Raw genomic sequence first — 25,561 nt, 5'->3', positions numbered from 1 at the left:
CGGTTGTCGCCGGATCAGCGACCCGACTCAAGCGCGCCGGACCGGCCGCCCCCGTAGGAACCGGCGAGGCCCGCGGTGGCCAGACCCGCGGAGTTGCCCACGGAACGATTGCCGTCGCCCCGGGTCATCTCCGCCTCCAGGCCCTGGCCCCGCCCGTCAAGGTCGCGCAGCTGGCTCTCCAGGTAGGCCTTGAGCCGCGTGCGGTACTCGCGCTCGAACTGCTTGAGTTCCTCGATGTGCTTCTGCAGCGCGGTGCGCTTGGCGTCCAGGCCGCCCATGGCCTCCTGGTGCCGCTGGCGCGCGTCCCGCTCGAGGGCGTCGGCCTTCGCCCGCGCCTCGCGGGTGACCTCTTCCGCCTTGGACCGGGCCTCGGAGAGCAACTGGTCGGCCTCGCGCCGGGCGTCCGACACGTGGTCGTCGGCCGTGCGCTGAGCCATCATGAGCACCCGCAGTGCCTGCTGCTCGCCGTCACCGGTGGCGACCGCGCCGCCCGTGGCACGGACCTGCTCCAACTCGGCCTGCATCGCGCGGGCCGCCTGCTCGGCCGCCGCCTTGTCGCGCTGCACCCGGTCGAGTTGGGCCTTGACGTCGTTCAGCTCCGCGGCCAGTCGGGGGTCCGCTCCCGGGCCGGCCGGTCCGCCGCCCCGACCGCCGCGCTCCACCTGGGCGCGCAGCTCGTTGTTCTCCTCGATCAGACGGGCAAGCTCGCGCTCGACCTCGTCCAGGAAGGCGTCGACTTCTTCCTCGTCGTACCCCCGTTTGCCGATAGGTGGCTTCTTGAAGGCGACGTTGTGGACGTCGGCCGGGGTCAGCGGCATCGAAACTCCTCGGGTCAGTTGCGGCCGCGCAGCGCGCTGGTCAGATCGTCGACATGATCAGGCGCTCCACCACGAACCTCATCAGCACGAACAGGATAACCAAGAGCACAAGGGAGGCCAGGTCGATGCTCACGGTACCAATTCGCAATGGTGGGATCACACGCCTCAACGCCTTGAGAGGGGGATCAGTGACGCTCCACACCACTTCGAGTCCGGCGGATGCGCCGCGGCCGGGTTGCCAGCGCCGGCCGTACTGCAGGACGGCGCCTAGAACAAATCGGGCCAAAAGCACCAGCAGAAACACGTAGAGGAGTAGGTACAGGGCCTGCAACAGGATCGAGATCACGGAACCCCTCGGTCGGACTAACTCAGGCTGAAGAACCCGCCCTCAGCGATCTTGGCCTTGTCCTCCGCGGTGACCTGGACGTTGGCCGGTGAGAGCAGGAACACCCGGTTGGTCACGCGCTCGATCGTACCCCGAAGTCCGAACGCCAATCCGGCCGCGAAATCCACCAGACGGCGGGCATCCGCCTCCTCCATCTCGGTGAGGTTGATGATGACCGGGACGCCGTCACGGAAGTGCTCGCCGATGGTTCGTGCCTCACGGTACGTGGTCGGATGCAGCGTGGTGATCTGATACCGCTGCTCCTCCTCGACCGGTGCGGGACGCTCCCGCGTGGACGACTGCGGGGCCAACGCCAGGTTGTCCCGGCTGTGGTAACCCGAACCGGTCACCGAATCGGTCGACGTGTTCCGCGTGATGGAACGCACGCTTGCCCGCTCCGTCCGATCCGGACGATCGTCGTCGGCCCGATCCAGATCGGAGGACCGACCCAGGTCCGAGGATCGACCCAGCTCACCGGAACGGCTGAGCGAGCGCTCCGACAGCCGACCCCGCTCCCCCGGCCGGGGCCGCGGCCGGGTGGGCTCGTCCGGCTCGGGGTCGTCGTCGTAGTCCTCGGCGTACCGGCTCTGCCGGTAACGCGAGTCGCGGTAGCCGCTCTTGGTGTCGTAGCCGTCGTCGTCGTACGCCCGCTCGTCGTCCTCCTCGACGAGGCCGAGCCAGACGCCCGCCTTGCGCAGTGCACCCATCGCCGCGCCCCTCCTGCCGCCGTGCGGCACACGCCCCCGTGCCGTGTGGCTGTCACGCAGGTGTCACTCCCGCGCCAACTCACCGACGTCCGTCCCCCACCGGCCGAACTGATTACCCCCCATGCCCGGCGGAGGAACCCCTAAACAACACTCATGTAGTTCGGTGTCCGCGCCAGGCTACCGCAGCGTGGCACGCATTCCGAGCAACGCACTTCCAACCCGCACATGTGTCGCGCCGTACGCGATCGCCGTTTCCAGGTCGCCGCTCATTCCCGCCGACAACGCGGTCGCCCCCGGGTGCTCGGCGCGGACCACCGCCGCCACCGCGGCCAGCCGATCGAAGGCCCGCTCCGGCGTCCAGCCCAACGGGGCGACCGCCATCAGTCCCGCCAGCCGGACCGTCGGCGCCGCCGCGAGCGCCGCCGCCACCGCCGGCACGCCGACGTCCGGATCGACGCTGTCCGGAACGGCTCCGCCACGGGCCCGGTCACCGTCAATGCTGACCTGCACGAACGCCTCCAGCGGGACCCTGTCCCGGACCGACTCCGCGGCACTGGACAGCGCGTTGGCCAGCCGCACGCTGTCCACCGAGTGCACCGCGTCCGCGTACCGCACCACCGACCGGCACTTGTTCCGTTGCAGCCGGCCCACGAAGTGCCACCGTGGTCGGGCGCCGGCGTCGGCCACGGCCGCCGCCTTCGGCGCCGCCTCCTGGTCGCGGTTCTCGCCCACGTCGGTGACCCCCAGCTCGGTCAACAGCAGGACGTCGCTGGCCGGGTAGGTCTTGGTCACCGCGATCATCGTCACGTCATCGACCCGGGAGGCAGCCGCGCGAGCAGCCGCGATCCGAGCCCGTACCCGTTCCAGACCAGCGGCGAGTTCCGCGCGACGGTCCGCCGCCGCGGTAGAGGGGTTACTCACGACGGCGGCTCTCAGGATCCGTTCTTCAGGAAGTCGGGCACGTCGACGTCGTCGAACAGCACCCGCCGTGGCTGCTGGGTGGGCGGCGTCGCCGGGGCCGGGGAGACCGGCGCGGACGGCGCCGGGGTGGCGGTACCGACGCTCGACTTGCGTGGTGTCTCGGCCGACTTGTACGCCGGCGTACCGCCGTCGAATCCGGCCGCGATCACCGTGACCCGCACCTCGTCACCGAGCGCGTCGTCGATCACCGCGCCGAAGATGATGTTCGCGTCCGGGTGGGCGGCGTCGGTGACCAGTTGCGCCGCGTCGTTGATCTCGAACAGCCCGAGGTCCGAACCGCCGGCGATGGACAGCAGCACCCCGCGCGCGCCGTCCATGCTCTGCTCCAGCAGCGGGCTGGAGATCGCGGCCTCGGCCGCCTCGACCGCCCGGTTGTCACCGCGCGCGCTGCCGATGCCCATGAGCGCGCTACCCGCTCCGCTCATCACGCTCTTCACGTCCGCGAAGTCCAGGTTGATCAAACCCGGGGTGGTGATCAGGTCGGTGATCCCCTGGACACCGGAGAGCAGCACCTGGTCGGCCTGGCGGAACGCGTCCATCATGCTGATCCCACGGTCGCCGAGAGCGAGCAGGCGGTCGTTCGGGATCACGATCAGCGTGTCGCACTGGTTGCGCAGTTCCTCGATGCCCGCCTCGGCCTGCACCTGACGGCGCTTGCCCTCGAAGGAGAACGGACGGGTCACCACGCCGATGGTCAGGGCACCCAGCTTGCGGGCGATGTTGGCCACCACCGGCGCGCCGCCGGTTCCCGTACCGCCACCCTCGCCGCAGGTGACAAAGACCATGTCGGCGCCCTTGAGCACTTCCTCGATCTCGTCCCGGTGGTCCTCGGCCGCGTTCTTGCCGACGTCCGGATTCGCCCCGGCGCCGAGCCCACGGGTCAGCTCCCGACCCACGTCCAGCTTGACGTCGGCGTCGCTCATCAGCAGCGCCTGCGCATCGGTGTTGATCGCGATGAACTCGACGCCCTTGAGCCCAACCTCGATCATCCGGTTGACGGCGTTGACACCGCCCCCACCGATGCCGACGACCTTGATGACCGCCAGGTAGTTGTGCGGAGGTGTCATCGGGGTCCTTTCCCTTCGAGGTCGGCGCGGCTGCCGACCGCCGTGCGGTTGGGCCGGATCGGGTTGACGGCGTAGCACGAAGGGTAACCCTCACCCTCTACTAGAGGCTTAGAGTTATGTCAACCACTGATCCTCTCCGGGCAACGTAGGCGCCTGTCCCGCGCCAACCAAACACCCGCCCGGCGTGTCGCCGCGCCGGTCAGCGGATGGTGACCACGTCCGGGGCGCTCACATCGATGACGTCCCCCTTACCGGCCAGCAACGCGACCGCCACCTTCGCCTTCGCCTCCCCCTGTGAGGCGTCCCCCCAGACCACCGTTCGCCCGTCGGTGAGCAGCAGGGTTATCCGGGCAGGGCTCGCGGCGGTCAGCTCCGCGGTGCGCTGCCGGAGTTCGGTGGTGAGCGAACCGAAGACGGTCACCGCGGCGTGCGTGGCCGGGTCGGTCGGGCCGGGTTGGGCGATCCGGGCCACCGGCACGTCCGGCGGCCGGCTCCGCACCGTTTGGAATACCACGCCCTCGGCGTCCAGCACCGCGAAGCCGTCCTCCCGCGGCACCGCCAACAGCGGCGTCCGCTCGACAATCTCCACCCGCAGCGTGTGCGGCCACTCCCGACCCACCGTTACCCGATCGACCTGCGGTAACGCGGCCACGCGTTCGCGTACCGCCGCGAGGTCCACCCGGGCCAGCGGGACACCCGCCGGCACCGCGGCCGCGGTCCGCACCTCTACATCGGACAGCAGGTCCGCGCCGGCCACCCGCACCTCGCGGACCCCGAACGCGCCGGTGCCCACCACGATCCAACCCGCCACGGCCAGCACCGCCACCACCCCGGCGCTGGCCAACCAGGGCAACGCGGCCCGCAGCCGGCGCCGCCGGGCTCGACGCATGAACCGGCGCGCGGTCGGTGACACCGCGGCGTTGCTCGCCCGGACCAACCGCCACCGCCGGGAGCCGGCCTCGGTCAGGGTACGCGCGACCGGTCGGGCGGCACCGGGGTCGGAGCGGGCCCGGCGCGGCTCGCCCCGACGGTCGGCTCCGCGCCCCTGGTCGGTCCCCGGCCGCCGGTCGGGTTCACCGCCGTGGCCGGCACCCCGACGCCGGCCGGCACCGCGGGCGGATCGGCTCGACCCGGGCCGCCCGGTGCTCCGGGCACCGCCCGACGAGCCCGACCGGCTCCGACCAGCGTCCCGGTTCATCCGGAATGCGCCGCCGCGCCGTCGGGCGGCCCCGAGGGCACATCCGGACCGGTCCGGCCGGCGAGCGCCGCGAGCAGCTCGTCACCCATCATCGAGATCGGCGGCGCGCCCATGGTCACCACCACGTCACCGGGTCGGGTCCGCCGCGCCACCTCCGCGGGGACGTCGTCCCACGACTCCAGGAACACTTTCCGCTCCGCCGGCAGGTCGATCGCCTCGGTCAACGCGGCGCCACCTTCCCCCGGCTGGCGTACCTCCCCGGGACCGAACACCTCCAGCATCACCACCTCGTCGGCGATGCCCAACGCCGCCGCCAGGTCGGCCTGCAGGTCCCGGGTCCGGTACACCCGGTACGGCTGGAACACCACGATGAGCCGGCCGCCCGCCGCGACCTCCCGCAACGTCTGCAGAGCCAGCGTCATGGAGGTGGGGTGGTACGCGTACTCGTCCCAGACCTGGACCCCGGCGACGCTCCCCTTACGCTCGAACCTGCGGCGCACCCCCGGGAACGAGGCGAGTGCCTCCACCGCGGCGGCCAGCGGCACGTCGAGGGTCAGCGCCGTGAGCACGGCGGCGGCGCTGTTCAGTCCGAGATGCCGTCCCGGGCTGGGCAGCCGGATCTCGCCCAGCGACTCGCCACGCAAGGTGGCCAGGTAGCGCACCCCCTGCGCCGACGACGCCACATCGGTCATCACCAGATCGGCGTCCGCCCCGGTGCCGTAGGTCAGGACCCGGCGGCCCGCCACGCGCAGCGCGTCGGTCAGCCGCCGGGCGCCCGGATCGTCCGCGCAGGTCACCACGAACCCGTCAGCATCGGTGAGCGCGGCGAAGTCGGCGAACCCCGCCTCCAGACCGGCGAAGTCGCCGTAGGTGTTCAGGTGGTCCGGCTCGATGTTCGTGATGATCGACGCGTACGGGCGGTAGAGCAGGAAGGACCGGTCACTCTCGTCCGCCTCGGCGACGAGGTACTCACCACTGCCGTGGTGGCCGTTGGACCCCACCTCGGAGATCTCGCCGCCGATCACGAACGACGGGTCCAGGCCGGCGCGCTGCAGAATCATCGTGAGCATCGACGTGGTGGTGGTCTTGCCGTGCGTCCCGGCGACGGCGACGGTACGCCGGCCGGTCATCACGGCACCCAACGCCTCGGACCGGTGCATGATCCGCAGACCACGCTCCCGGGCCGTAGCCAGCTCGACATGGTTCTCCGGGATGGCCGACGAGTAGACCACCGTGTCCACGCCATCCAGGTTGCTGACCTGGTGCGTCATGTGGATGGTGCCGCCGAGAGCCCGGAGACCGACAAGTGACGGCCACTCCCGCAATTCGCTGCCGGTGACCGGGATGCCGCGGGTGAGCAGCAGCCGGGCCAGGCCGCTCATCCCGACGCCGCCGATCCCGATGAGATGCACGGTGCCCAGATCCTCCGCCGCGACCGTGCCGGCCGGGGTCAGCTCCGCCGTGTTCAGCGCCGTCATTTGGCCACCGCCTCGTAGACGAAGTCCAGCAACGCCTCGTCGCCGTCGCGTCGGCCGTACGCTCCGGCCGCCGAGCCCATCGCGGCGAGCCGCTGTGGATCCCGGATCAGCGGAATGATCTGGTGCTCGATCCAGCCGGGGCTCAACTCGCCGTCGTCCACGAGCAGCCCGCCCCCGGCCTCCACCATCGGCAACGCGTTGCGACGCTGTTCCTGGTTGCTGTGCGGATACGGCACATAGACCGCGGGCAGGCCCACCGCGGCCACCTCGGCGCAGGTCATCGCGCCACCGCGGCAGAGGATCAGATCGGCCGCCGCGTACCCCAGCTCGACCTCGGCCAGGTAGGGCAGGGTCACGTACGGGACCGGCAGGTCACTGGGCACGGATATCGCTTCGTTGCGGGCACCGGTCACGTGCAGCACCTGGACGCCGGCCTGGGCCAACTCCTTGGCCGCGCCGACGACCGCGAGGTTGATCGACCGGGCACCCTGCGAGCCACCGAAGACGAACAGCGTCGGCAGGTCCGGACGCAGGCCGAAATGCGCCCGAGCGGAGGCTCGGTGGGTCGCCCGGTCCAGCCCGCTGATCGCCCGGCGCAGCGGCACGCCGACCACCCGCGCGTCGCGCAACGCCTCGGCCTGCGCCGGCTGGTGCGGGAACCCGGCCGCGATGTTCCTGGTGAACTTCATCCCGAGCCGGTTGGCCACCCCCGGGGGCACATTCACCTCGTGGATGACGATCGGCATCTCGCGCCGCCAGGCGGCCAGGTACGCGGGAACCGAGACGTACCCGCCGAAACCGATCACCACATCGGCCCGTACGTCGTCGATGACCTTGCCGGCCTCCCGGGCGGCCCGCCACATCCGGTCCGGGGTCCGCAGCAGGTTCATGTTGACCGAGCGGGGCAACTGGTACGCCGGAATGAGGCGAAGATCGTACCCGTGTGGCGGGATGAGCTCGTTCTCCAGTCCCTTCGGCGTACCGAGGGCGGTGATCCGGACGCCCGGGTCGTGCCGGCGAAGGCAATCGGCGAAGGCGAGCAGGGGGTAGATGTGCCCCCCGGTGCCGCCTCCCGCGAGCACCACCGACCGCAGCGGACCCATCAGCGTCTCCTCTCGCTCGCCGTGTCGGCGGGCACTTGACTCGCCCGACCGCCTGCCGGTCGGGCCTTCGCGTCCCCCCGCGTCCCGGAACCAGACCTGGATTCCCGGCTTCCGGCCGCCGAACCGGAGGTTCGGCGGCGCCGATCGGGCAGCGGCGGTAACGGGGCCCAGACTAGTCGGACCCAGGGGGCCGGCGGACGGGCGTTCAGCGCTCTGGCCGCATCGGGTTCGGCACGGGCGAACGAGGCGAGCATTCCGATCGCGGCGAGGGTGACGACGAGCGCGCTGCCGCCGTCGGAGATGAACGGCAGCGGCAGGCCGGTGATCGGCAGCAGGCCGACCACGCCGCCGATGTTGATGACCGCCTGACCGACCAGCCAGGTGGTGGCCGCGGCGGCCGCCAACCGACGGAACGGGTCGTCCACCCGACGGGCGATCCGCAGTCCCGTGTACGCGAGCACGGCGAGCAGGGCGAGGACGACGGCGCAGCCCACCACCCCCAGTTCCTCCGCGACGATCGCGAAGATGAAGTCGTTGTGCGCCGCGGGGAGCCATTCCCACTTGAGGCTGCTCCGACCGAGACCCACCCCGAACCAACCGCCGTGGTCGATCGCCTCCCGCGCCTTGATCAGTTGGTAGCACGCCTCCTGCGCGCAGGCCTCGTCGGCCGGATGCAGGAACGAGGTGAGCCGCTGCATCCGGTAGTTGTCGGCGCCCACGGCGCCGGAGCCGGCACCTATCGACGCGGCGGCGATGAGCAGCCCGATGCCGACCAGACCGACGATGCCGAGGGTGGCGAAGATGCGCATCCGCACCCCGGCCGCCCAGAGCAGCCCCACCACGATGGCCAGCACGCACAGCATGGTGCCCAGGTCGTTGTAGCCGACCAGCAGGAACAGCAGGCCCACCACCGGTCCCAGCGGGGTCGCGAGTTCCCGCCACAGTCCCAGCGCCGCACCCTTGCGGGCCACCACCTCGGCACCCCACAGCACCATGGCGAACTTGGCCAGCTCGGCGGGTTGCAGGCCGACCGGCCCCAGGTAGAGCCAGTTCAGGTCCGCCTCCAGCGGGCCGATCCGGGGCTTGGCCAGCAGCTCCACCTTCTCCGCGGCCAGCAGCGCCGCCAGCACGGCCAGCAACACCAGCGATCCGGCGAGCAGCGGCCGGCCGAGTGCCCGGAACGTCCGGACCGGCAGCCGCTGGCAGGCCCAGAAGGCCGCCAGCCCGATCACGGCGAACAGTGCCTGGTGTGACAGCGAGGCGAAGATGTTGCCGTCCTCGGCGGCGTCCACCACGCTCGTCGCCGAGAAGACCATTGTCAAACCGATCACCAGCAGCAGGGCCGAGCAGGAGATCAGCAGGTAGTACGAGGCGAGCGGGCGGGCCAGCAGACCGCGCAGCGCGGCCAGTCCGCTCGCCGGGTCGAACTGGCCGAACGCCGTCCGCGCGCCGGACGGCGGCGGTTGCGACGCCGACGGCCGGCCGGTCTCCGCCGCCGGCTTCGGCTGTTCCCCCGTCATCCCCGCGTCCCCTCGTCCCGCATCGGACCATCATCGAGGCTCGACGCGCCGTGCCGGCGCAGCGGCCGGACCGGCGTGTCGCGGCGGCGTCCGGCGGGTCGCCAGTTCCACCGGCCGATCACCGGGGCGGGTCAGCTGGTCGCGGCGAGGAACTCGCTGTAGAACAGGCCGAGCGCGATCGCCACCCCGATCCCGGCCACGATCCAGAACCGGACCACGATGTTGACCTCGCTCCATCCGGCCAGCTCGAAGTGGTGTTGCAGCGGGGACATCCGGAACACCCGTCTCCCAGTGGTCTTGAAGGAGATGATCTGGATGACCACCGACATCGTGATGATCACGAACAAGCCACCGAGGATGAGCAGAAGGAAGATGGTCCGGGTGGCCATGGCCAGGCCACCGATGAGGCCGCCGAGGCCCAGCGCCCCGGTGTCGCCCATGAAGATCCGGGCCGGCGAGGTGTTCCACCACAGGAAGCCGACGCAGGCCCCAGCGGCAGCGCCGGCGATCAGCGCGATCTCCAGCGGGTCGCGGACGACGTAGCAGTACTTGCCGGTGGCGACGTATGCCTCGTCCCCGCACCAGTGCCGGTACTGCCAGAAGGCGATCAACGCGTACGCGCCGAGCACCATCACCGAGGCGCCGGTGGCCAGGCCGTCGAGGCCGTCGGTGAGGTTGACGCCGTTGCTGGCGGCCATCACCACCATGATGAAGATGATCACCGACGCGACCTTGCCCACCTCAAGCGCGTCGATCTCTCGGATGAAGGAGAGCTTGGTGCTGCCGACGGAGATGTTCTTGTACGTGCTCGGGAAGTAGTAGAGAGCGATGACGCCGAACACGGTGCCGACCAGCATCTGGCCGATCAACTTACCCCGGGCGCTCAGCCCGCCACTGTTGCGCTTGCGGACCTTGAGGTAGTCGTCCAGGAAGCCGACCGCGCCGCAGAAGACGAACAGACCGAGCAGCACCAGCGCGGTCGCCGTCGGCTTGACCTGGGCGATCTGTTCGTCGGGCAGCGTGGTCAACGCGGCGTGCCCGGCCACATACGCGATCACCGTGGCGATGATGAACACCACCCCGCCCATCGTGGGGGTGCCCTTCTTACCCTGGTGGGACGCGGGGCCCAGGGCACGGATGGGTTGCCCCGCCTTGAGCGCCCGGAAGATCTTGATGCCGATGGGGGTGCAGAACAACGAGACGAGGAACGCCACCGCCGCCGCGACGATGACCGCCCTCACGCCAGCTCGCCCCCGGTCGTGCCGCCGGGCCGTGGTGCGTCGACGCGCAGCGCGTCGGCCACCTCCCAGGTGCGGTAGCGCGAGCCCTTCACCAGGATGACGTCCCCGGGCCGCGTATCCCGCCGCAGCTCGGTCACCGCGGCTGCCTGATCGGTCACCAGCACCGATGTTCCTCCCCAGTTCGCGACCGAGGTGGCGCCGTCGTGGATCGGCGCGGCCGACTCTCCCACGACGAGTACCCGGTCGACGTCCAACTCGGCCGCGAGGCGACCGACTTCCGCGTGCCCGTCCCGCTCATGGGGACCCAGCTCCGCCATGTAACCGAGGACGGCGATCGTCCGGCGGCCGTCCCCCATGCCGGCCAACGCGCGCAGCGCCGCCGCCATCGAGGCGGGGTTCGCGTTGTACGAATCGTCGATGACCGTCACCCCGTCGGCCCGGTCGAAGACATCCATCCGCCGGGTGGAGACCAGGGTCAGCTCGCCGAGCGCGGTGGCGAGTTCGGCGAGCGGCATGCCCAACTCCCGCGCCACCGCCGCGGCGAGCAACGAGTTCCCGACCTGGTGCCGGCCGCTGAGTCGCAACCGGACCGCCGCCCGGCCCTCCGGCGTCACAAGCGTGTAGGCGTGCCGACCGCGCTCGTCGGGGTGGACGTCCTCGGCCCGCACCTCGGCGTCGTCGGCCTCGCCCGCCAGCACCACCCGCGCGCCGGTCCGGGCCGCCATCGCGCGCACCAGCGGATCGTCGGCGTTGAGCACCGCGAGGCCGTCCGGCGGCAGCGCCTCGACCAGCTCGCCCTTGGCCGTCGCGATGGCCTCCCGGGAGCCGAACTCACCGATGTGCGCGACCCCCACGTTGATCACCACAGCGATCTTCGGCGGCACGATGTCGCACAGATAGCGGATGTGGCCGACTCCCCGCGCGCCCTTCTCCAGCACGAGATACCGGGTCCGCTCGTCGACCTGCAAAGCGGTCCACGGGTGGCCCAGTTCGGTGTTGAAGGTCCCGGGTGGCGCCACCGTCGGGCCGAGCCGGCTGAGCAACTGCCCCACCAGGTCCTTGGTCGAGGTCTTGCCGGACGAGCCGGTCAGCCCGATGACGGTCAGCCCCGGGAGCCGGTCGACCACCGCTCGGGCCAGCGCCGCCATGGCCGCCAGCGCGTCGTCGACCAGGATCATCGGTACGCCGGACACGGGGCGGGTGCCGAGCACCGCGACCGCCCCGGCGTCGATCGCCGCGGCGGCGAAGTCGTGGCCGTCGACCTGCTCGCCGGGGAACGCCACGAACAGACCGCCGGGGGCGAGCTTGCGCGAGTCGTACTCCACACCGGCGGTCACCCGGGCCACCGGATCCGCCTCGGTCAGCCGGCCGTGGACCGCCGCGGCGATCTCGGTGAGGGTCAGCGGAATCATCGCTGCCCCACCAGCCGACCGAACCGCTCCGTCAGTGCCGTCGCCAGCTCCACCCGGTCGTCGAAGGGCTCCACCCGGCCGGCCACCTCCTGACCGCGTTCATGCCCCTTGCCGAGCACCGCGACGATGTCGCCGGGGGCGGCGCGGCGGACCGCCTCCTCGATGGCCGCCCGCCGGCCGGCCACCTCGACCAACCGGTCCGCGCCGCCGGCTCGCTCGGCACCGGCGCGCACCTCCGCCCGGATCACGGCCGCGTCCTCGGTGCGTGGATTGTCATCCGTGATCACCACCAGGTCGGCGCCCTCGGCCGCGGCGGAGCCCATGACCGGCCGCTTCCCCCGGTCCCGGTCGCCCCCGGCACCGACCACACAGATCACCCGGCGACCGTCGTCGACGACCCCGCGCAGGGCGGCGAGCACCGCCACGATCGCGTCCGGCTTGTGCGCGTAGTCGACCACCCCGCGCACCGGACCACCGGTGTCCACGAGTTCCAGCCGGCCCGGCACGCCGGGACAGGCCGCCACGCCGCGTACCGCCGTGCCCGGATCGATGCCGGCACCGACCAGGGCGGCGATGGCCAGCAGGGCGTTCGCCACGTTGTGCCGGCCCGGCAGGGTCACCCCGGCGGGTAGTTCGACCCCGCCGGGACCGTGGGCGACGAACCGCTGGGCGAAGCCGGAGCCGGTGACGTCGGTGGCCCACCACGTCGCCTCGGCGTCGCCGGCGGCAGAGTAGGTGACGGTGGCCGGCCGGCGCAGTGGTCGCAGCGCCGGGTCGTCGTGGTTGAGCACCTCCACGGCGCACCGGCCGTCGAACAGCATCGCCTTGGCCGCGAAGTAGTCCGCCTCGTCGGCGTGGAAGTCGAGATGGTCGGAGCCGAAGTTGGTGTAACCGCCGACGGTGAACCGGACGCCACCCACCCGACCCATGGCGAGGGCGTGGCTGGACACCTCCATCACCACCGCGGTGACCCCACGCTCCCGCGCGGCGGCCAGCATGGCGTGCAGGTCGGTCGCCTCCGGTGTGGTGCGGACGCTGTCCAGCCGCAGGTCGCCGAGGCGGGTCTCCACCGTGCCGATCAGCCCGGTCACCTCTCCGGCGGCCCGCAGCCCCGACTCGACGAGATACGCGGTGGAGGTCTTGCCGGCGGTACCGGTGAGACCGATCACGGTCAGTCCGGCGGTCGGGTCGCCGTACACGGCCGAGGCGAGGACGCCGAGCACCCGGCGCGGGTCGGGGACGACGAGCGCGGGCAGGCCGGCGGCCTCGGCGGCCGATGCGCCGGCCGGGTCGGTGAGCACCGCGACCGCGCCGGCCGTGGCGACGTCGGGGACGAAGTCGGCACCGTGCCGGCGGGCGCCGGGCAAGGCGGCGTACAGGTCACCCGGCCGGACCTCGGTGCTCGCGTGGGTGATCCCGGAGATCACCGGGTCGGCTCCGGACGCCGGCGGCGTCGCGCCGATCCGCGCGGCAAGATCGCCGAGCGGCACCGGGGTGGGGGTGCGGGGACGGGGATTGCCGGGCACGGCGCTAGACCCTACCCCGTGTGGCGGGCCCAGCCGCACCGCCGCCCCGCTGCTTCTCCCGCACCCACCGATGATGGCCCGGAATGCCTGGTCACCGGGGATAGACCACGAAGTTCGGCGGCTTCGTCCCGGTGGGCGGCACCCGGTAGTGACCGAGGGTGTACTGCATGATCTCCTTGAACGCCGGCGCCGAGATGTCACCGCCCCCGCCCTGCGGGGCGTACGCGAACACGGCCACCACGAAGCGCGGATTGTCGGCCGGCGCCATCCCGATGAACGAGGCGACCTCGCCCGGGGCGTAGTGCCCGTTCTCCACCCGCTTTCCGGTGCCGGTCTTGCCGGCGACCCGGTAGCCGGGAATGGCGGCCAGCGTGCCGGTCGCGTCCTCCACCTCGGTGACCGCCTCCATCATGGTGCGCAGCGCCGCCGCGTTCTCCGGGCTGAGCACGGGGCGGGTCGTCGGCGCGGCGGCGGGCTCGCGGGTGCCGTCCGGTCTGATCGTCTCCTTGATCAGTCGGGGCTGCACCCAGGTGCCGTCGTTGGCGATCGCGGCGAACGCGGCGGCCATCTGCAGCGGGGTCGCCGATACGCTCATCCCGATCGGGACCGAGCCGTACGCCGAGCCGCTCCACTGGTCCGGCGGCAGCAGCTGACCGCCCGCCTCGCCGGCCACCCCCACCCCGGTCGCCTCGCCCAGACCGAACTTCCGCTGGTACTCGTACAGCTTCTCCTTGCCCAGCTCATCGGCGATCTTGATGATGCCGACGTTCGACGAGTACGCCATGATCCCGGGCAGCGTCATCGGGACGCCGGCCGGGACCGGATGGGTGTCGCGGTAGGGTTGGTCACCCTTGACGATGACCGGGGGGATGGTGACCGTGTCGTCCGGCCGGATCGTGCCTTCCTGCAGGGCGGCACCCACGGTGATCGGCTTGTGCACCGAACCTGGGTCCACCACCCATCCGGTGGCCGCGTCCTCCCGGTCGCCCGGCTCGCTGTCCGTCGGCTTCGCGGCGTCGTACGTCGGGTGGCTGGCCTGGGCGAGCACCTCGCCGGTCTTGACGTCCATCACCACCGCGGCGGCGACGCTGCTGTCGGTCTCCGCCGCCCGCTCACTGAGGATGCCCTGGGTGATGTACTGCAGGTCCCGGTCGATGGTGAGGGTCAGCGAGCCGCCCGGCTTGGCCGGCGTCTCCCGGTGGTGCCCACCGGGGATCTCGGCGTCCAGCCGGCCGTTGCCGACCTCGTAGATCCGCTGCCCCGGCTGCCCGCGCAGCACCTCGTCGTAGCGCGCCTCCAGGCCCTCCAGCCCGTTCATGTCCCACCCGACGAAGCCCAGCAGGTTGGCGGCGAGGTCCCCGCCGGGGACCTCGCGCCGCTCGTCGCGGCCGGCGTAGACGCCCGCCAGGTTGAGATCCATGATCTTTTCCGCGGTCTCCACCGGCACGCCGCGGGCCAGGTACTGGAACTGGACGTCCCGGCCGCTCGCCGTCTTCTGCCGGGTCAGCCGCGGGATCAGATCGGTGGCCGGGATGCCGAGCAGCGGCCGGAGTTTCTCCGCCGTGTCCTTCGGGTCGGAGACAAGCGTCGGGTCGGCCGAGATGAAGCGGGCCTCGACGCTGTGTGCCAGCGGGACACCCGATCGGTCGTAGATCGCACCGCGCGGGGCCGGCAGGTCGACCGTGCGCAGCCGATTGGCCAGCCCGTTGCCGGCGTACGCCGGGGTTTCCATCACCTGGATGGCGACCAGCCGGATGCCGATAACGGCGAACAGGGTGAGCACCAGCAGCGTGCCGAGGCGGAGCCGGCGGCGCGGATCGGCCAGCCGGGGTGGCCGGGGGCGCCGGGCCGGACCACGGCGGGGCGGGGCGTTCGGGCGCCTTCGGGGCGCCGGGACCGGCTTGGCCACGTCGCCGCCCCGGCCGGTCCGGGGCGGCACCGTGCGCGCGGCGTCGCGGGTGGCGGCGGCCGGGGCGGACCTGGCCGAGGCGGTGCGGGCGGCGGCGGCTCGCGCGCCGCCGCGACCGCCGTCGAGCACCTGCAACGCCGGCCGGAACGGATCACCGGACCTGCTGGTCCGGGGCGTTCGTCGCTGTTCCGCCGTCTCCCGGACGGTCCGCCCCCGGGGCGTGTAGGCACGGGCGCTGGACATGCCGCCGAGCTGCCCGTCGTCGCTTCCGGGCCGCCGATCCCGGGCCGGCCCGCCGGTACGCGCCGACGCGCGCCGGGACGACGGATCGTCCCGGCGCGGGTCGTCCGATGGGGGTGGCACCGGTTCAGCCTCCCGCGCCCTGCTGACCGGAATCCGCCTGCTGGCCGGCCTGGCCCGCGTTGCCGGCCGCGCCGCCCTGGTCGGACGCTCCCGCCGGTTGTGGCACGCCCACCCGCCGGCCGTCCGGCAGTTGGATGAACGCGGGCGGTCCCGACTTCACAAGCCCCAGCTCCTTCGCCCGCTCGGCGAGATTCCCGGGCGCCTCGGCCTCGGCGATCTGCTGCTTCAACTTCTGTTCCTGCAGGTCCAACGTGGCCTGCTGCTGTTGCATCTTGTCCAGCCGGATGGCGTTCTCGTTGATCTTGGTGTTGACCAGCAGGATACCGAGCACGCCGCCGACCACCACCGCGATGATCAGCGCCACGAACGGCGCCCGCGGCACCCGCACCGGCGGCGGCGGCGCCACCTCCAGTCGCGGCGTCCCGGACCGGTCGATGCGCGTCGACCGCGCGGACTCGGTCGACGGCGCGAGCGCCGCGCTGCCCTGGGTGGGGAACGCGCGCGTCCCCCGCGCGCGAGACGTCCCCGCTCCGGCCCCCCGACCGGTCCGGGGCGTCGACGTGTCCCCGGTCGCCTTCGCCCGGGTCGCCTGCGCCCGAGTCGTCTGCGCCCGCCGGTCCGGCTGCGCCGTGGTCCGGCCCCCCGACCACGGTGCGCCCTGTCCGGCGCCGCGCCCCACGCGCGGCGCGCCCTGTCCGGCGCCGCGCTGGCCGTCGAGGTCGCCCCGACGGTCGCGCTTGTTGACGTTCATCATCCCTCCCCCTGTACTGCCGTCCCGGTGTCCAGTCGCGGACCAACCGGTCCGTCGACCCTGTCCCGTGTGGACACGTCCGAACCCGGCCCGCCGGCGTCATCCGCCGGCCGGACGGCTCCGGGCGTGCGTAGTGCCCTGCTTCCGCGGTAGGGCCGTTCGCGGCGGCCCCACGCGGTGCGCTCGTCGTCCGGGTCGATCCGCTCCGCCGCCCGCAGCCGCACCGACGCGGCCCGCGGGTTGGTGGCGACCTCGCCCTCGCCCGGCAGTTCGGCGCCGCGACTGAGCAGCCGCAGCGTCGGCCCGGTACCGGGCAACTCGACGGGAAGGTCGACCGGTCCGGTGCTCCGGGCCCGGCCGGCGAACGCCTGCTTGGTGATCCGGTCCTCCAGCGAGTGGTAGGACAGCACCACCAGGCGACCACCCAAGGCGAGCGCGTCCAGGGCGGCCGGCAGCGCCCTTTCGAGCGCCGCCAGTTCCCCATTTACCTCGATCCGCAACGCCTGAAACGATCTTTTTGCCGGATGTCCCCCGGTTCGCCGGGCTGGTGCCGGAATGGCCTCCCGGATCAGCTCCGCGAGTCGAGCCGAGGAGGTGATCCGGCCCCGCTCCCGCTCCCGGACGATCGCCGAGGCGATCCGTCCGGCGAACTTCTCCTCGCCGTACACCCGCAGCACCCGGGCCAATTCGCCGTGCGGGTAGCCGTTCACCACGTCCTCGGCGGTGGCGCCGACGGTCTGGTTCATCCGCATGTCCAGCGGCGCGTCCTGGGCGTAGGCGAACCCCCGGTCGGGCGCGTCGAGCTGGAGCGAGGAAACGCCCAGGTCGAACAGCATCCCGTCCACGTTCGATCGGCCCAGATCCGCCAGCACCGCCGGCAGTTCGTCGTACACGGCGTGGACGAGGTGGATCCGATCGGCGTACCTGGCCAGTCGGGCCCGAGCGTGCGCGAGTGCCTCCGGGTCCCGGTCGAGGCCGATCAGTTCGGCGTTCGGGTGGGCCGTCAGCACCGCCTCGGCGTGCCCACCCAGCCCGAGCGTCGTGTCGACGTACACGGTCCGGTCCCGACGGTCGAGCGCGGGGGCCAGCAGCTCGAGACACCGCTCAAGCAGCACGGGCACATGCGTGCCCCGTAGCTCCTCCACATCGACCCCCAATGCCGTTCCGTCTTCCGCGTCTGTGGTCGGCGCCGCCGCCATACCGCCAGATCCCCATCCGCTCGTGTCCGCGGCCGGCGGGTGGCCGGTAGTACCGCATCGCACGCCTGGCACCGGGGAAGGGATGCCAGGAGCACGAGCGGGTGGAGATCTCGCAGTACGTCGGGCGTTGCCACCCCTACAGTCCGCCGGGCAACACCCCTTCCCCGATGTCGGCGAAGGCGTCCTCGCTGTCGGCGAGGTAGCTCTCCCAGGCGCCCCGGTCCCAGATCTCGACCCGGCTGCTGGCCCCGATGACCACCAGGTCACGATCGAGTGCCGCGTACTCCCGCAGGTGCACCGGGATGGTGACCCGGCCCTGCTTGTCAGGCACCTCGTCGTGCGCGCTGGCGAAGAAGACCCGGCTGTAGGCCCGGGCCGCCTTGTGCGTCATCGGTTGCTCGCGCAACTGGCCGGCGATCCGCTGGAACTCGAGCATCGGGAAGACGTAGAGGCAGCGCTCCTGCCCTTTGGTGATCACGACACCCCCCGCCAGCTCGTCCCGGAACTTCGCCGGGAGGATCAGCCGACCCTTGTCGTCCAGGCGTGGAGTGTGGGTGCCGAGAAACACCGGCCCAACCCCCTTCGCCCTGCGAAGCGGCGTTCGCGGCGCCGCTGACCCCCCGGGCCGGTGACCCTCCCAGGCTCACCATTCCGCCCCACTGTACTCCACTTCCCTCCACCCGCAACCGGAATCGCCCTGTCAATGACCCCCGTTGGGTCGCAAAAGAGCACGTCAGAGTGGGTGGAACGAGGTGGAGGGCAAAAGCCCTCCGGGCGCCGCGTCCGCTTTCCGACAGTCGATTTGTGGAGGCGTTAGACGTCGAATGCGGCTTTTGCGCTCGGCTGAGAGCGCTCTCTGCCGCTGTCTGTGGAGCGAAGTGGAGGAAAATCTTGAACTGGCCTGGAAGGGCACGCCAACGGCCCGGGTGACCGCCCTTGATCAGCGATTACCCGGGCCGTGACCGCGAACCGGCGCCGACCGGGCGCCAGCGGGGGTCGGCGCTGCCGCCCCGGTCGGAGGGAGGAGTCAGCCGGTTCGCGGGAGCGCGCCGGTGTCCCCCGCCGGCGCGCCCAGCGGACGGATCCTGGTGTTCTGGAAGGACGTGTACAACCAGGTCCCATGTCGTTTGACGGCGATGTTGGTGTTGATGGACAAGCCCTCCTCGGTGCAGGTGGACTCGCCCGGCCACAGCACGCATCCGGTTCGCACGATCACGGCGAGGTCCGGCTCGGGAAACCGGACCCGCTCGGTGAGTGTGACAATCCTGGTGCCGCCGAGGTAGGTGTCGAAGTAGTACTGCATGCCGGCGGCGATTCCCGCCCGGGTCCGCAGGTGGTCGCCGGAGAACGTGACGACATCCGCGTCGGCGGTGTGCAGTGCGGCGTAGTCGCTCCCATCGCCCCGGGCCCAGGCATCCTCCTGCCGCTGCCGCAACTGCCGGAGCGCGGCAAGATCCCCCTTCCCGTGCCGGTCCGTCGCGGCGTCCCCCGGCGCCGCCGCCGCCACCGCCGGCGCCGCTGCCACCGCCGGCGCCGCCGCCACCTGCGGGACCGCTGCCACCGCCGGGACGGGCGGACCGGTCAGGCCACCGATCAGCAGGACCGCCAGGCCACCCACCGGGATCAACCGCCGGAACCTTCGCGTCGCTCTCATTCGACCTCCTCGCCTCGGCACATCGGGGTACCGGACCCACGCTAGGAACACCGACCGCCCCCGAGCGTCGCTTCCCGGGGCGATCCCGCGGTCCCCCCGTGGTGGTACGCGCGACCGCCGTCCCACCCGGCGGGGCCGCGCAGGTCCGGTAATCTCGCTCGGGTGACGGACGCGAAGATGCCCATCCGGGCGAAGGTGGCGAGTTCGGTGTCGCGTACCGCGGCGGCGTTGTCGCGGGCCGCCGGTCGCGGCGACGGCTCGGTGATCGGCGGCTGGATCGGCCTCAAGATCGACCCTGAGCTGCTCAACCACCTGGCGGCCGGCCGGGCCGTCGCCCTCGTCTCCGGCACCAACGGCAAGACCACGACGACCCGGCTCACCGCCGCCGCGGTGGGCGTACTCGGCCCGGTGGCCACCAACTCGTTCGGCGCCAACATGCCGACCGGCCACACGTCCGCGCTGGCCAAGGCGGGAAGCACGCCGTACGCGGTGTTGGAGGTCGACGAGCACTACCTGGCCCAGGTGATGGCCGCGACCGAGCCCCGCGTCGTCGCGCTGCTGAACCTCTCGCGGGACCAGCTCGACCGGGCCAAGGAGGTGGCGATGATGGCGCAGCTCTGGCGGGCGGCCCTGCTGAGCCACCCCGCGGTGCGGGTGGTGGCCAACGCCGACGACCCCATGGTGGTGTGGGCGGCCACCCCGCCGGACGGTCCGCTGCGGTCGGAACGCACCGTCACCTGGTTCAGCGCCGGGCAGCGCTGGCACGACGACTCGTGGGTGTGCCCCGAGTGTGGCGCGACGATCCATCGATCCGGGGACGACTGGTGGTGCGCCGGCTGCCCATTGCGACGTCCCCAACCGAACTGGGTGGTGGAGGACGACGGCGTGGTCGACCCGACCGGCGCCTGGCACAAGGTGCTCCTCCAGCTCCCCGGGCGGGTCAATGTGGGCAACGCCGCGACCGCGCTGGCCGTCGCCGCCGAATTCGGGGTACGCCCCACCGACGCGGTGTCCCGGCTGGGCACCGTGGCCTCGGTCGCCGGCCGGTACGCCCAGGTCGACCGGGACGGCCGCAACATCCGGCTGCTGCTCGCGAAGAACCCGGCCAGTTGGCTGGAGGCGTTCGACATGGCCGACGAGGCCCCCACCTTGCTCTCCATCAACGCGCGTGATCCCGACGGGCTGGACACCTCGTGGTTGTTCGACGTCGACTTCGCGCCGCTGCGCGGTCGTCAGGTGCTCATCACCGGCGATCGGGCGTACGACCTCGCGGTCCGGCTACAGGTCAACCAGGTGCCGTTCCGGCACGTCCGCACCTTCACGGACGCGATCGCCGCGGTGCCGCCGGGCCGGCTCGAGGTGATCGCCAACTACACGGCGTTCCAGGACATCCGAGCGGAGTTGGACCGTGTCAACTGAGAGCCTGCGCATCGTCTGGGTCTACCCCGACCTGCTGTCCACCTACGGCGACCGGGGCAACATGCTGATCCTGGCCCACCGAGCGCAGCAGCGCGGTCTGAGTGTGGAAACCCTTGAGGTGCGGTCCGACGAGCGGCTGCCGACCTCCGCCGACATCTACCTGATCGGTGGCGGCGAGGACGGACCGCAGGCGCTCGGCGCCCAGCGGTTGCTCGCCGACGGCGGGCTGCACCGAGCGGTCACCAACGGAGCCGTGGTCTTCGCCGTCTGCGCCGGTTACCAGTTGCTCGGCAGGTCCTTCTACGCCAAGGGCACGAGGTGCTCCGGGCTGGAACTCGTGGACCTGACCTCGGACCGGGCGCCCACCCGGGCGGTCGGCGAACTGGCCGGCGTGATCGACCCGCGCCTCGGACTGCCCCCGCTGAGCGGCTTCGAGAACCACGGCGGTCGGACCCAACTCGGGCCCGGAGTGGCGCCGCTGGCCAGGGTCACCACCGGCGTCGGCAACGACGGGGCCACCGAAGGCGCCTGGTACGGGAAGGTGCTCGGGACGTACTCACACGGGCCGGCCCTGGCCCGCAACCCGGCGCTGGCCGATCTGCTGCTGCGGTGGGCGATCGGGGCGGCCCACCTGCCGGCGCTTGACGACTCCTGGTCGGAGCGGCTGCGCGACGAGCGGGCCGCGGCGGTGACCGCCGCCGCCCGGCAGTGACCCACGGCCCGAGGGAGCCGCGCCGGCCGGCAACCTCCGGTGAGCCGACACAGTCGCGCCGACCGGCGGGGTTCCGGCGGTACACGGCGGTCGATCGCGCGCGGTTGTTGGTGGTGACGCGGGACCTGCTGACCCAGCGGGCCGGGCGCCGGTTCGTCGGACTGCTGCTGGTCGTCGCCGGCTGCGGGCTGGGGCTGCTCCTGCTGCCACCGCCCGACCTCGCGACGGTGCCCGGCCTGGCCGACTCGCTCGGCCCGGCCGCCCCGATCACGGCGGTCCTGCTCGGCGCCGCCCTGCTGGTGGTGCTGGTGCCGCGAACCCTGATCACCGTTGCCTGGGGAGCGCTGTTCGGTCCGCTCCAGGGCGCCGGCTACACGCTGGCCGCGGCGTTGCTGGCCGCTCTCGTCGGCTTCGGGATCGGGCGTACGCTCGGCCGCGAGTTCGTCGCCGAACGAGTCCGCGGCCGGCTGGCCCGGCTGGACGGCTGGTTCGCGCGGCAGAGCGTCCTCGGTGTGATCACCGTACGACTGCTTCCGGTCGGCGGCTTCGGGCTGGTCAGCTACGGCTACGGCACCACCGGCGCGCGGCTGGCGCCGTACCTGCTCGGCAGCGTGCTGGCGTCCGCGCCGTCCGCCTTCGGGTACGCGGCCATCGGCGCCGCGGTCACCTCGCCCGGTGACATCAACTGGCTGGCCGTCGCCCCGGCGAGCTTCGGTCTGGTGGCCAGCGCGATCCTGATCAGCCGCTGGTGGCGCGCCGAACGGCGACGCCGGGCGGCGAGCGGTCAGCCAGCCGGGGAGACCAACCCGGCGTCGTAGGCCGCGATGGCCAGCTGCACCCGGTCGCGGGCGCCGAGCTTGGTGAACAGCCGGGCCACGTGCGCCTTGGCGGTCGCCACGCTTATCACGAGTTCGGCGGCGATCTCGGCGTTGGACAGCCCGCGGCCGACCAGGGTCAGCACCTCGCGTTCCCGGTCGGTCACGCCGGGCAGGTCGCGGTGGCGGGGCGCCGGATCCGGCCGGCGGGCAAACTCGGCGATGAGCCGACGGGTCACCCCGGGCGCGATCAGGGCGTCCCCGGCGGCGACCACCCGGATGGCGGCCAGGATCTCGTCCACCGCCATGTCCTTGACCAGGAACCCGCTCGCGCCGGCCCGCAGCGCGGCGTGCACGTGTTCGTCATTGTCGAAGGTGGTGAGCACGAGCACCCGGGTCGGCCCACCCGCCGCGACGATCGCCCTGGTCGCGGCGATGCCGTCGGTGCCGGGCATCCGCAGGTCCATCAGCACCACGTCCGGCGCGATCTCCCGGGACAGCCGCACCGCCTCGGCACCGGTGCCCGCCTCCCCCACCACGTCGATGTCCGGGTCGTCGGCCATCAGCACCCGCAGCCCCGCCCGGACCAGCGGCTGGTCGTCGGCGAGGACCACCCGGACCGTCATCGGGCCCCCGCCGAGGCCGGGTCGGTGGCCGTAGCCGGCCCCGCCGGTCGCTCAGCCGGCGCGGCGTCGGAGCCGCCTGGGAGCGCCGGGGCGCGATCGTCATGTGGCGGATCGGCAGGCGTCGCGGTCGACGGACCGGCCGGCACCGCCGGCAGCCGGGCCGTCACCCGGAACCCGCCCTCGGGTCGCGGCCCGGCGGTGAACCGGCCGCCCAGCAGTTCCGCCCGCTCCCGCATGCCGACGAGACCGTGCCCGGCCTCACCCACCAGGCCGCCGCGTCCCCCGTCCACGATCTCCAGGCAGACCTCGTCGGGTCGACGGTCCACGAGCACCTGGCATTCGTCGGTCGCCGCGTGTCGTACGACGTTGGTCACCGCCTCCTGGACGATGCGGAACGCCGCCAGGTCGACGTCGGCGGACAGCGGCGACGGCTCGCCCCGGCGTCGCACCTCCACCCGGATGCCGGCGTCCGCACCAGCCGTGACCAATCGATCGAGGTCGGCGAGCCCCGGCGGCGGATCCAGCGACGCCGCCGCTTCTTCCGGTCGGCGCAGTGCCCGGAGGGTGCGCCGCAACTCGGCAAGCGTCTCCCGGCTGGTCTCCTCGATGGTGGTCAGCGCCGCCCGGGCCTGATCCGGCTGGGTGTCGATGACCCGGGCACCCACACCGGCCTGGATCGCGATCACCCCCACGCTGTGCGCGACCATGTCGTGCACCTCCCGAGCGACGCGCAGCCGCTCGGCGGCGACCGCATCCGCCGTGGCCCGGTACCGCAACTCCTCGATGTGCCTGCGAGTGGCGCGGGCCGAATCGCCGATCATCCAGGCGGTGGCCACGGCGAGTACCGAGAGCAGGGCCCGGTCCAGAGGATCGGCGGCACTGTTGAGGAAGCTGGCCCCGACCTGCACCACGACCACCGCGACGGCGGCCGGCACCGACACCCGGCGGGCCCGGCGCGCGGCGATCAGCCCCACCACCGCGTCGATTCCGAGGAACTGCAGGTGCCAGATGCCGGCGAGGTAACCGTTCTCCCAGGAGTGCACAGTGGCGGTGACAAGCGTCGCGCCTGCGAGCATGAGGCCCAGGGCGAGCAGCGGCCGGCGCCGCAGCAACCCCGCGGGCAGCGCCACCACCAGCGCTGGCACCACGTACCGCAGTGGCAGACTCACGCCGAGGATGCCCACCCCCGCGCGGCTGCCCACCAGCGACGGCGCGAGCAACACGACGACCGGCAGCGCCGCGACACCGGCCCACACCACAGCCGTACGCAGCCGCGACGCGACCGCGGGCGACCGGAACAGGCGGGTCTTCACCGGGACACGCTATCCAGCCGGGAGACCGGCGCGCATCGGCCGCCGGGCGTACGTCCTGGGGTGGGGGTCGGGTCCCGGGTCCCGCCCGGCCGCGTGGCGGCGCAGGTAGGCCAGCAACACCAACCCCGCGATCAGGTAACAGTTGGCGACCACGGTGACCAGGCCGTGCCATCCGTACTGGTCCGGGCCGCCGTCGTGCGGGGTCAGCCAGTGCGGCGCGACGGCGAACACGGCGTATCCGGCCGCGGCGGCGACCCGTGCCCCGTCCCGGACCAGCAGCGCGAGCGCCGGCACGATCCACACCCAGTGGTGCGACCAGGAGATCGGCGAGACCAGCAGCCCGGTGACACCGGTCGCGGTGGCCGCCGCCAGCCAGTCGCCGCGGCGCGCGTACCGACCGGCGATCGCCAGCCCGACCAGGCCGAGCGCGAGCGGGACGACAACGTACCAGCCACCCACGTTCTCCGGACCGAGGACGCGCAGCGCCGCCGCGTACGGCGACTGGTTGCTGATGTACGGCGCGCCGACCCGTCCGGTGTCCCGGAACAGCCCGGTCCAGTACAGCAGCGACGCCTCGGGGGCAACGAGGAGGCCGACCCCGGTCCCCCCCAGGAATGCCAGCGCGGCGGTCAGGGCGGCCCGCGTCCGGCCCGCCACCAGGAAGAGCAGCACGAAGATACCGGGCGTCAGCTTAATCGCGGTGGCCAGCCCGACGCCCACCCCGGCGAACCGCGCCGCGCGACCGCCCCGGGCCAGCAGCGCCACGTCGCCGAGGATCAGGGCGAGCAGGAGCAGGTTCACCTGGCCCTGGACGAAGGTGTGGTAGACGGGAGCGAGCAGCAGCGCCGCCGCCACCACGCCCGCCAGCGTCGTTCGAGACGGACGGCGCCCGGCCAGCCGCGATGTCACCCAGCAGGCGACGGCCAGCGCGCCGACCGAGCCCACCGCCCAGAGCACCCGGGCCAGCGCCACCGGCAGCGCGGCGAGCGCCGCGAAGAGGACCGCCGCGAACGGCGGGTAGGTGAACCACATGCCGAGCGCCCGTTCGAGATAGAGCCGGTCGTCGTCGAGCACCGCCCGGCCGCCCCAGACATACACGCCGAAGTCCAGTTGGGGGAACACCGCCGCGAATATCACGACCACCGCCACCTCGGCGCCGAGGACAGCCCAGATCCACCGTTTCGTCATGCCGGCCACGCTCCCGGCGCGGGCGGCGCTCGCCATCGGACTGTGGATCTATCTACGCCCAGGCACGGTGGCACCCCGGCGTACGCCCCCGGCGCCACCGCTACCCCTGCGGTAGTGCCTCACCCGGACCAGCCACCGTCCGCCCGTCGGTCGGCGGGCGTACGCCTCCCGGACAC

General features: G+C 72.5%; 23 protein-coding genes. 3 read left to right on the top strand and 20 right to left on the bottom strand.

The genetic code is table 11. The annotated features are described in order from the left end of the window. Nucleotides 1–14: 14 nt before the first annotated feature. The 17 genes from ACFQUZ_RS19165 to ACFQUZ_RS19085 form a co-directional block, all read right to left on the bottom strand. Complete coding sequence (locus ACFQUZ_RS19165; protein ID WP_377443974.1) at nt 15–818, bottom strand: DivIVA domain-containing protein; 804 nt, start codon at nt 816–818, stop codon at nt 15–17. A 40-nt stretch (nt 819–858) separates the two neighbouring features. Continuing rightward, the gene (locus tag ACFQUZ_RS19160; protein ID WP_377443972.1) at nt 859–1,164 is read right to left on the bottom strand and encodes a YggT family protein; all 306 of its coding nucleotides are present in this window, start codon (nt 1,162–1,164) and stop codon (nt 859–861) included. Nucleotides 1,165–1,181: 17 nt separating this feature from the next. Beyond that, entirely contained in the window at nt 1,182–1,910 is a 729-nt protein-coding gene (locus tag ACFQUZ_RS19155; protein ID WP_377443971.1) for a cell division protein SepF, read from the bottom strand. Between the two features lie 177 nt (nt 1,911–2,087). Continuing rightward, on the bottom strand, nt 2,088–2,846 hold the full coding sequence (locus ACFQUZ_RS19150; RefSeq protein WP_377444054.1) for a YggS family pyridoxal phosphate-dependent enzyme: 759 nt from the start codon (nt 2,844–2,846) through the stop codon (nt 2,088–2,090). Further along, nucleotides 2,843–3,958, bottom strand: a complete 1,116-nt coding sequence (ftsZ, locus tag ACFQUZ_RS19145; protein ID WP_377443969.1) for a cell division protein FtsZ — start codon at nt 3,956–3,958, stop codon at nt 2,843–2,845. Before ftsZ ends, ACFQUZ_RS19150 begins: the two co-directional genes overlap by 4 nt. Nucleotides 3,959–4,157: 199 nt before the next feature. Next, a complete protein-coding gene (locus ACFQUZ_RS19140; protein ID WP_377444052.1) occupies nt 4,158–4,925 on the bottom strand; it encodes a cell division protein FtsQ/DivIB in 768 nt (255 codons plus the stop codon). A gap of 227 nt (nt 4,926–5,152) precedes the next feature. Next, nucleotides 5,153–6,634, bottom strand: coding sequence for a UDP-N-acetylmuramate--L-alanine ligase (gene murC, locus ACFQUZ_RS19135; protein WP_377443967.1), 1,482 nt, complete (start codon nt 6,632–6,634; stop codon nt 5,153–5,155). Next, on the bottom strand, nt 6,631–7,737 hold the full coding sequence (murG, locus tag ACFQUZ_RS19130; protein ID WP_377443965.1) for an undecaprenyldiphospho-muramoylpentapeptide beta-N-acetylglucosaminyltransferase: 1,107 nt from the start codon (nt 7,735–7,737) through the stop codon (nt 6,631–6,633). Before murG ends, murC begins: the two co-directional genes overlap by 4 nt. Then, nucleotides 7,737–9,257 (bottom strand): FtsW/RodA/SpoVE family cell cycle protein, encoded by a 1,521-nt coding sequence (locus tag ACFQUZ_RS19125; protein ID WP_377443963.1) that lies wholly within the window; start codon nt 9,255–9,257, stop codon nt 7,737–7,739. The genes murG and ACFQUZ_RS19125 overlap by 1 nt, the downstream gene beginning before the upstream one ends. 131 nt (nt 9,258–9,388) lie before the next feature. Then, entirely contained in the window at nt 9,389–10,498 is a 1,110-nt protein-coding gene (mraY, locus tag ACFQUZ_RS19120) for a phospho-N-acetylmuramoyl-pentapeptide-transferase (protein WP_377443961.1), read from the bottom strand. Continuing rightward, nucleotides 10,495–11,910 carry a UDP-N-acetylmuramoyl-tripeptide--D-alanyl-D-alanine ligase gene (gene murF, locus ACFQUZ_RS19115; RefSeq protein WP_377443959.1) on the bottom strand — a complete coding sequence of 472 codons (1,416 nt, stop codon included), beginning with the start codon at nt 11,908–11,910 and terminating at the stop codon, nt 10,495–10,497. The genes mraY and murF overlap by 4 nt, the downstream gene beginning before the upstream one ends. Beyond that, nucleotides 11,907–13,475 (bottom strand): UDP-N-acetylmuramoyl-L-alanyl-D-glutamate--2,6-diaminopimelate ligase, encoded by a 1,569-nt coding sequence (locus ACFQUZ_RS19110; RefSeq protein ID WP_377443957.1) that lies wholly within the window; start codon nt 13,473–13,475, stop codon nt 11,907–11,909. Before ACFQUZ_RS19110 ends, murF begins: the two co-directional genes overlap by 4 nt. Nucleotides 13,476–13,527: 52 nt before the next feature. Beyond that, complete coding sequence (locus ACFQUZ_RS19105) at nt 13,528–15,708, bottom strand: peptidoglycan D,D-transpeptidase FtsI family protein (protein ID WP_377443955.1); 2,181 nt, start codon at nt 15,706–15,708, stop codon at nt 13,528–13,530. A 4-nt stretch (nt 15,709–15,712) separates the two neighbouring features. After that, complete coding sequence (locus ACFQUZ_RS19100; protein WP_377443953.1) at nt 15,713–16,459, bottom strand: hypothetical protein; 747 nt, start codon at nt 16,457–16,459, stop codon at nt 15,713–15,715. Continuing rightward, nucleotides 16,459–17,604: a 16S rRNA (cytosine(1402)-N(4))-methyltransferase RsmH gene (rsmH, locus tag ACFQUZ_RS19095; RefSeq protein WP_377443951.1), complete on the bottom strand. Its 1,146-nt coding sequence runs from the start codon at nt 17,602–17,604 to the stop codon at nt 16,459–16,461. The genes ACFQUZ_RS19100 and rsmH overlap by 1 nt, the downstream gene beginning before the upstream one ends. Before the next feature lie 190 nt (nt 17,605–17,794). Next, on the bottom strand, nt 17,795–18,226 hold the full coding sequence (mraZ, locus tag ACFQUZ_RS19090; RefSeq protein ID WP_377443949.1) for a division/cell wall cluster transcriptional repressor MraZ: 432 nt from the start codon (nt 18,224–18,226) through the stop codon (nt 17,795–17,797). A gap of 459 nt (nt 18,227–18,685) precedes the next feature. Next, nucleotides 18,686–19,312, bottom strand: coding sequence for an SgcJ/EcaC family oxidoreductase (locus tag ACFQUZ_RS19085; protein WP_377443947.1), 627 nt, complete (start codon nt 19,310–19,312; stop codon nt 18,686–18,688). A 177-nt stretch (nt 19,313–19,489) separates the two neighbouring features. Here ACFQUZ_RS19085 and ACFQUZ_RS19080 point away from each other — a divergent pair, with 177 nt between their 5' ends. From ACFQUZ_RS19080 to ACFQUZ_RS19070, 3 genes are all read left to right on the top strand, one after another. Further along, on the top strand, nt 19,490–20,731 hold the full coding sequence (locus tag ACFQUZ_RS19080) for a MurT ligase domain-containing protein (protein ID WP_377444051.1): 1,242 nt from the start codon (nt 19,490–19,492) through the stop codon (nt 20,729–20,731). Continuing rightward, a complete protein-coding gene (locus tag ACFQUZ_RS19075) occupies nt 20,721–21,443 on the top strand; it encodes a type 1 glutamine amidotransferase (RefSeq protein WP_377443945.1) in 723 nt (240 codons plus the stop codon). The genes ACFQUZ_RS19080 and ACFQUZ_RS19075 overlap by 11 nt, the downstream gene beginning before the upstream one ends. 104 nt (nt 21,444–21,547) lie before the next feature. Further along, the gene (locus ACFQUZ_RS19070; protein WP_377443943.1) at nt 21,548–22,261 is read left to right on the top strand and encodes a TVP38/TMEM64 family protein; all 714 of its coding nucleotides are present in this window, start codon (nt 21,548–21,550) and stop codon (nt 22,259–22,261) included. Here ACFQUZ_RS19070 and ACFQUZ_RS19065 read toward each other — a convergent pair. Genes ACFQUZ_RS19065 through ACFQUZ_RS19055 form a run of 3 tightly spaced genes read right to left on the bottom strand, consistent with a single transcriptional unit; the run spans nt 22,228 to nt 25,385 of the window. Further along, entirely contained in the window at nt 22,228–22,884 is a 657-nt protein-coding gene (locus tag ACFQUZ_RS19065) for a response regulator (protein ID WP_377443941.1), read from the bottom strand. The two genes, ACFQUZ_RS19070 and ACFQUZ_RS19065, sit on opposite strands and share 34 nt — an antisense overlap. Further along, nucleotides 22,881–24,197, bottom strand: coding sequence for a sensor histidine kinase (locus tag ACFQUZ_RS19060; RefSeq protein ID WP_377443939.1), 1,317 nt, complete (start codon nt 24,195–24,197; stop codon nt 22,881–22,883). The genes ACFQUZ_RS19065 and ACFQUZ_RS19060 overlap by 4 nt, the downstream gene beginning before the upstream one ends. 9 nt (nt 24,198–24,206) lie before the next feature. Further along, on the bottom strand, nt 24,207–25,385 hold the full coding sequence (locus ACFQUZ_RS19055; protein ID WP_377443937.1) for a glycosyltransferase 87 family protein: 1,179 nt from the start codon (nt 25,383–25,385) through the stop codon (nt 24,207–24,209). Nucleotides 25,386–25,561 lie beyond the last annotated feature (176 nt).

Origin of the sequence: Plantactinospora sp. GCM10030261 (assembly GCF_042666615.1) — a bacterium.
Classification (GTDB): Bacteria; Actinomycetota; Actinomycetes; order Mycobacteriales; family Micromonosporaceae; genus KBS50.
This window is presented reverse-complemented; position numbering and strand designations above follow the sequence as displayed.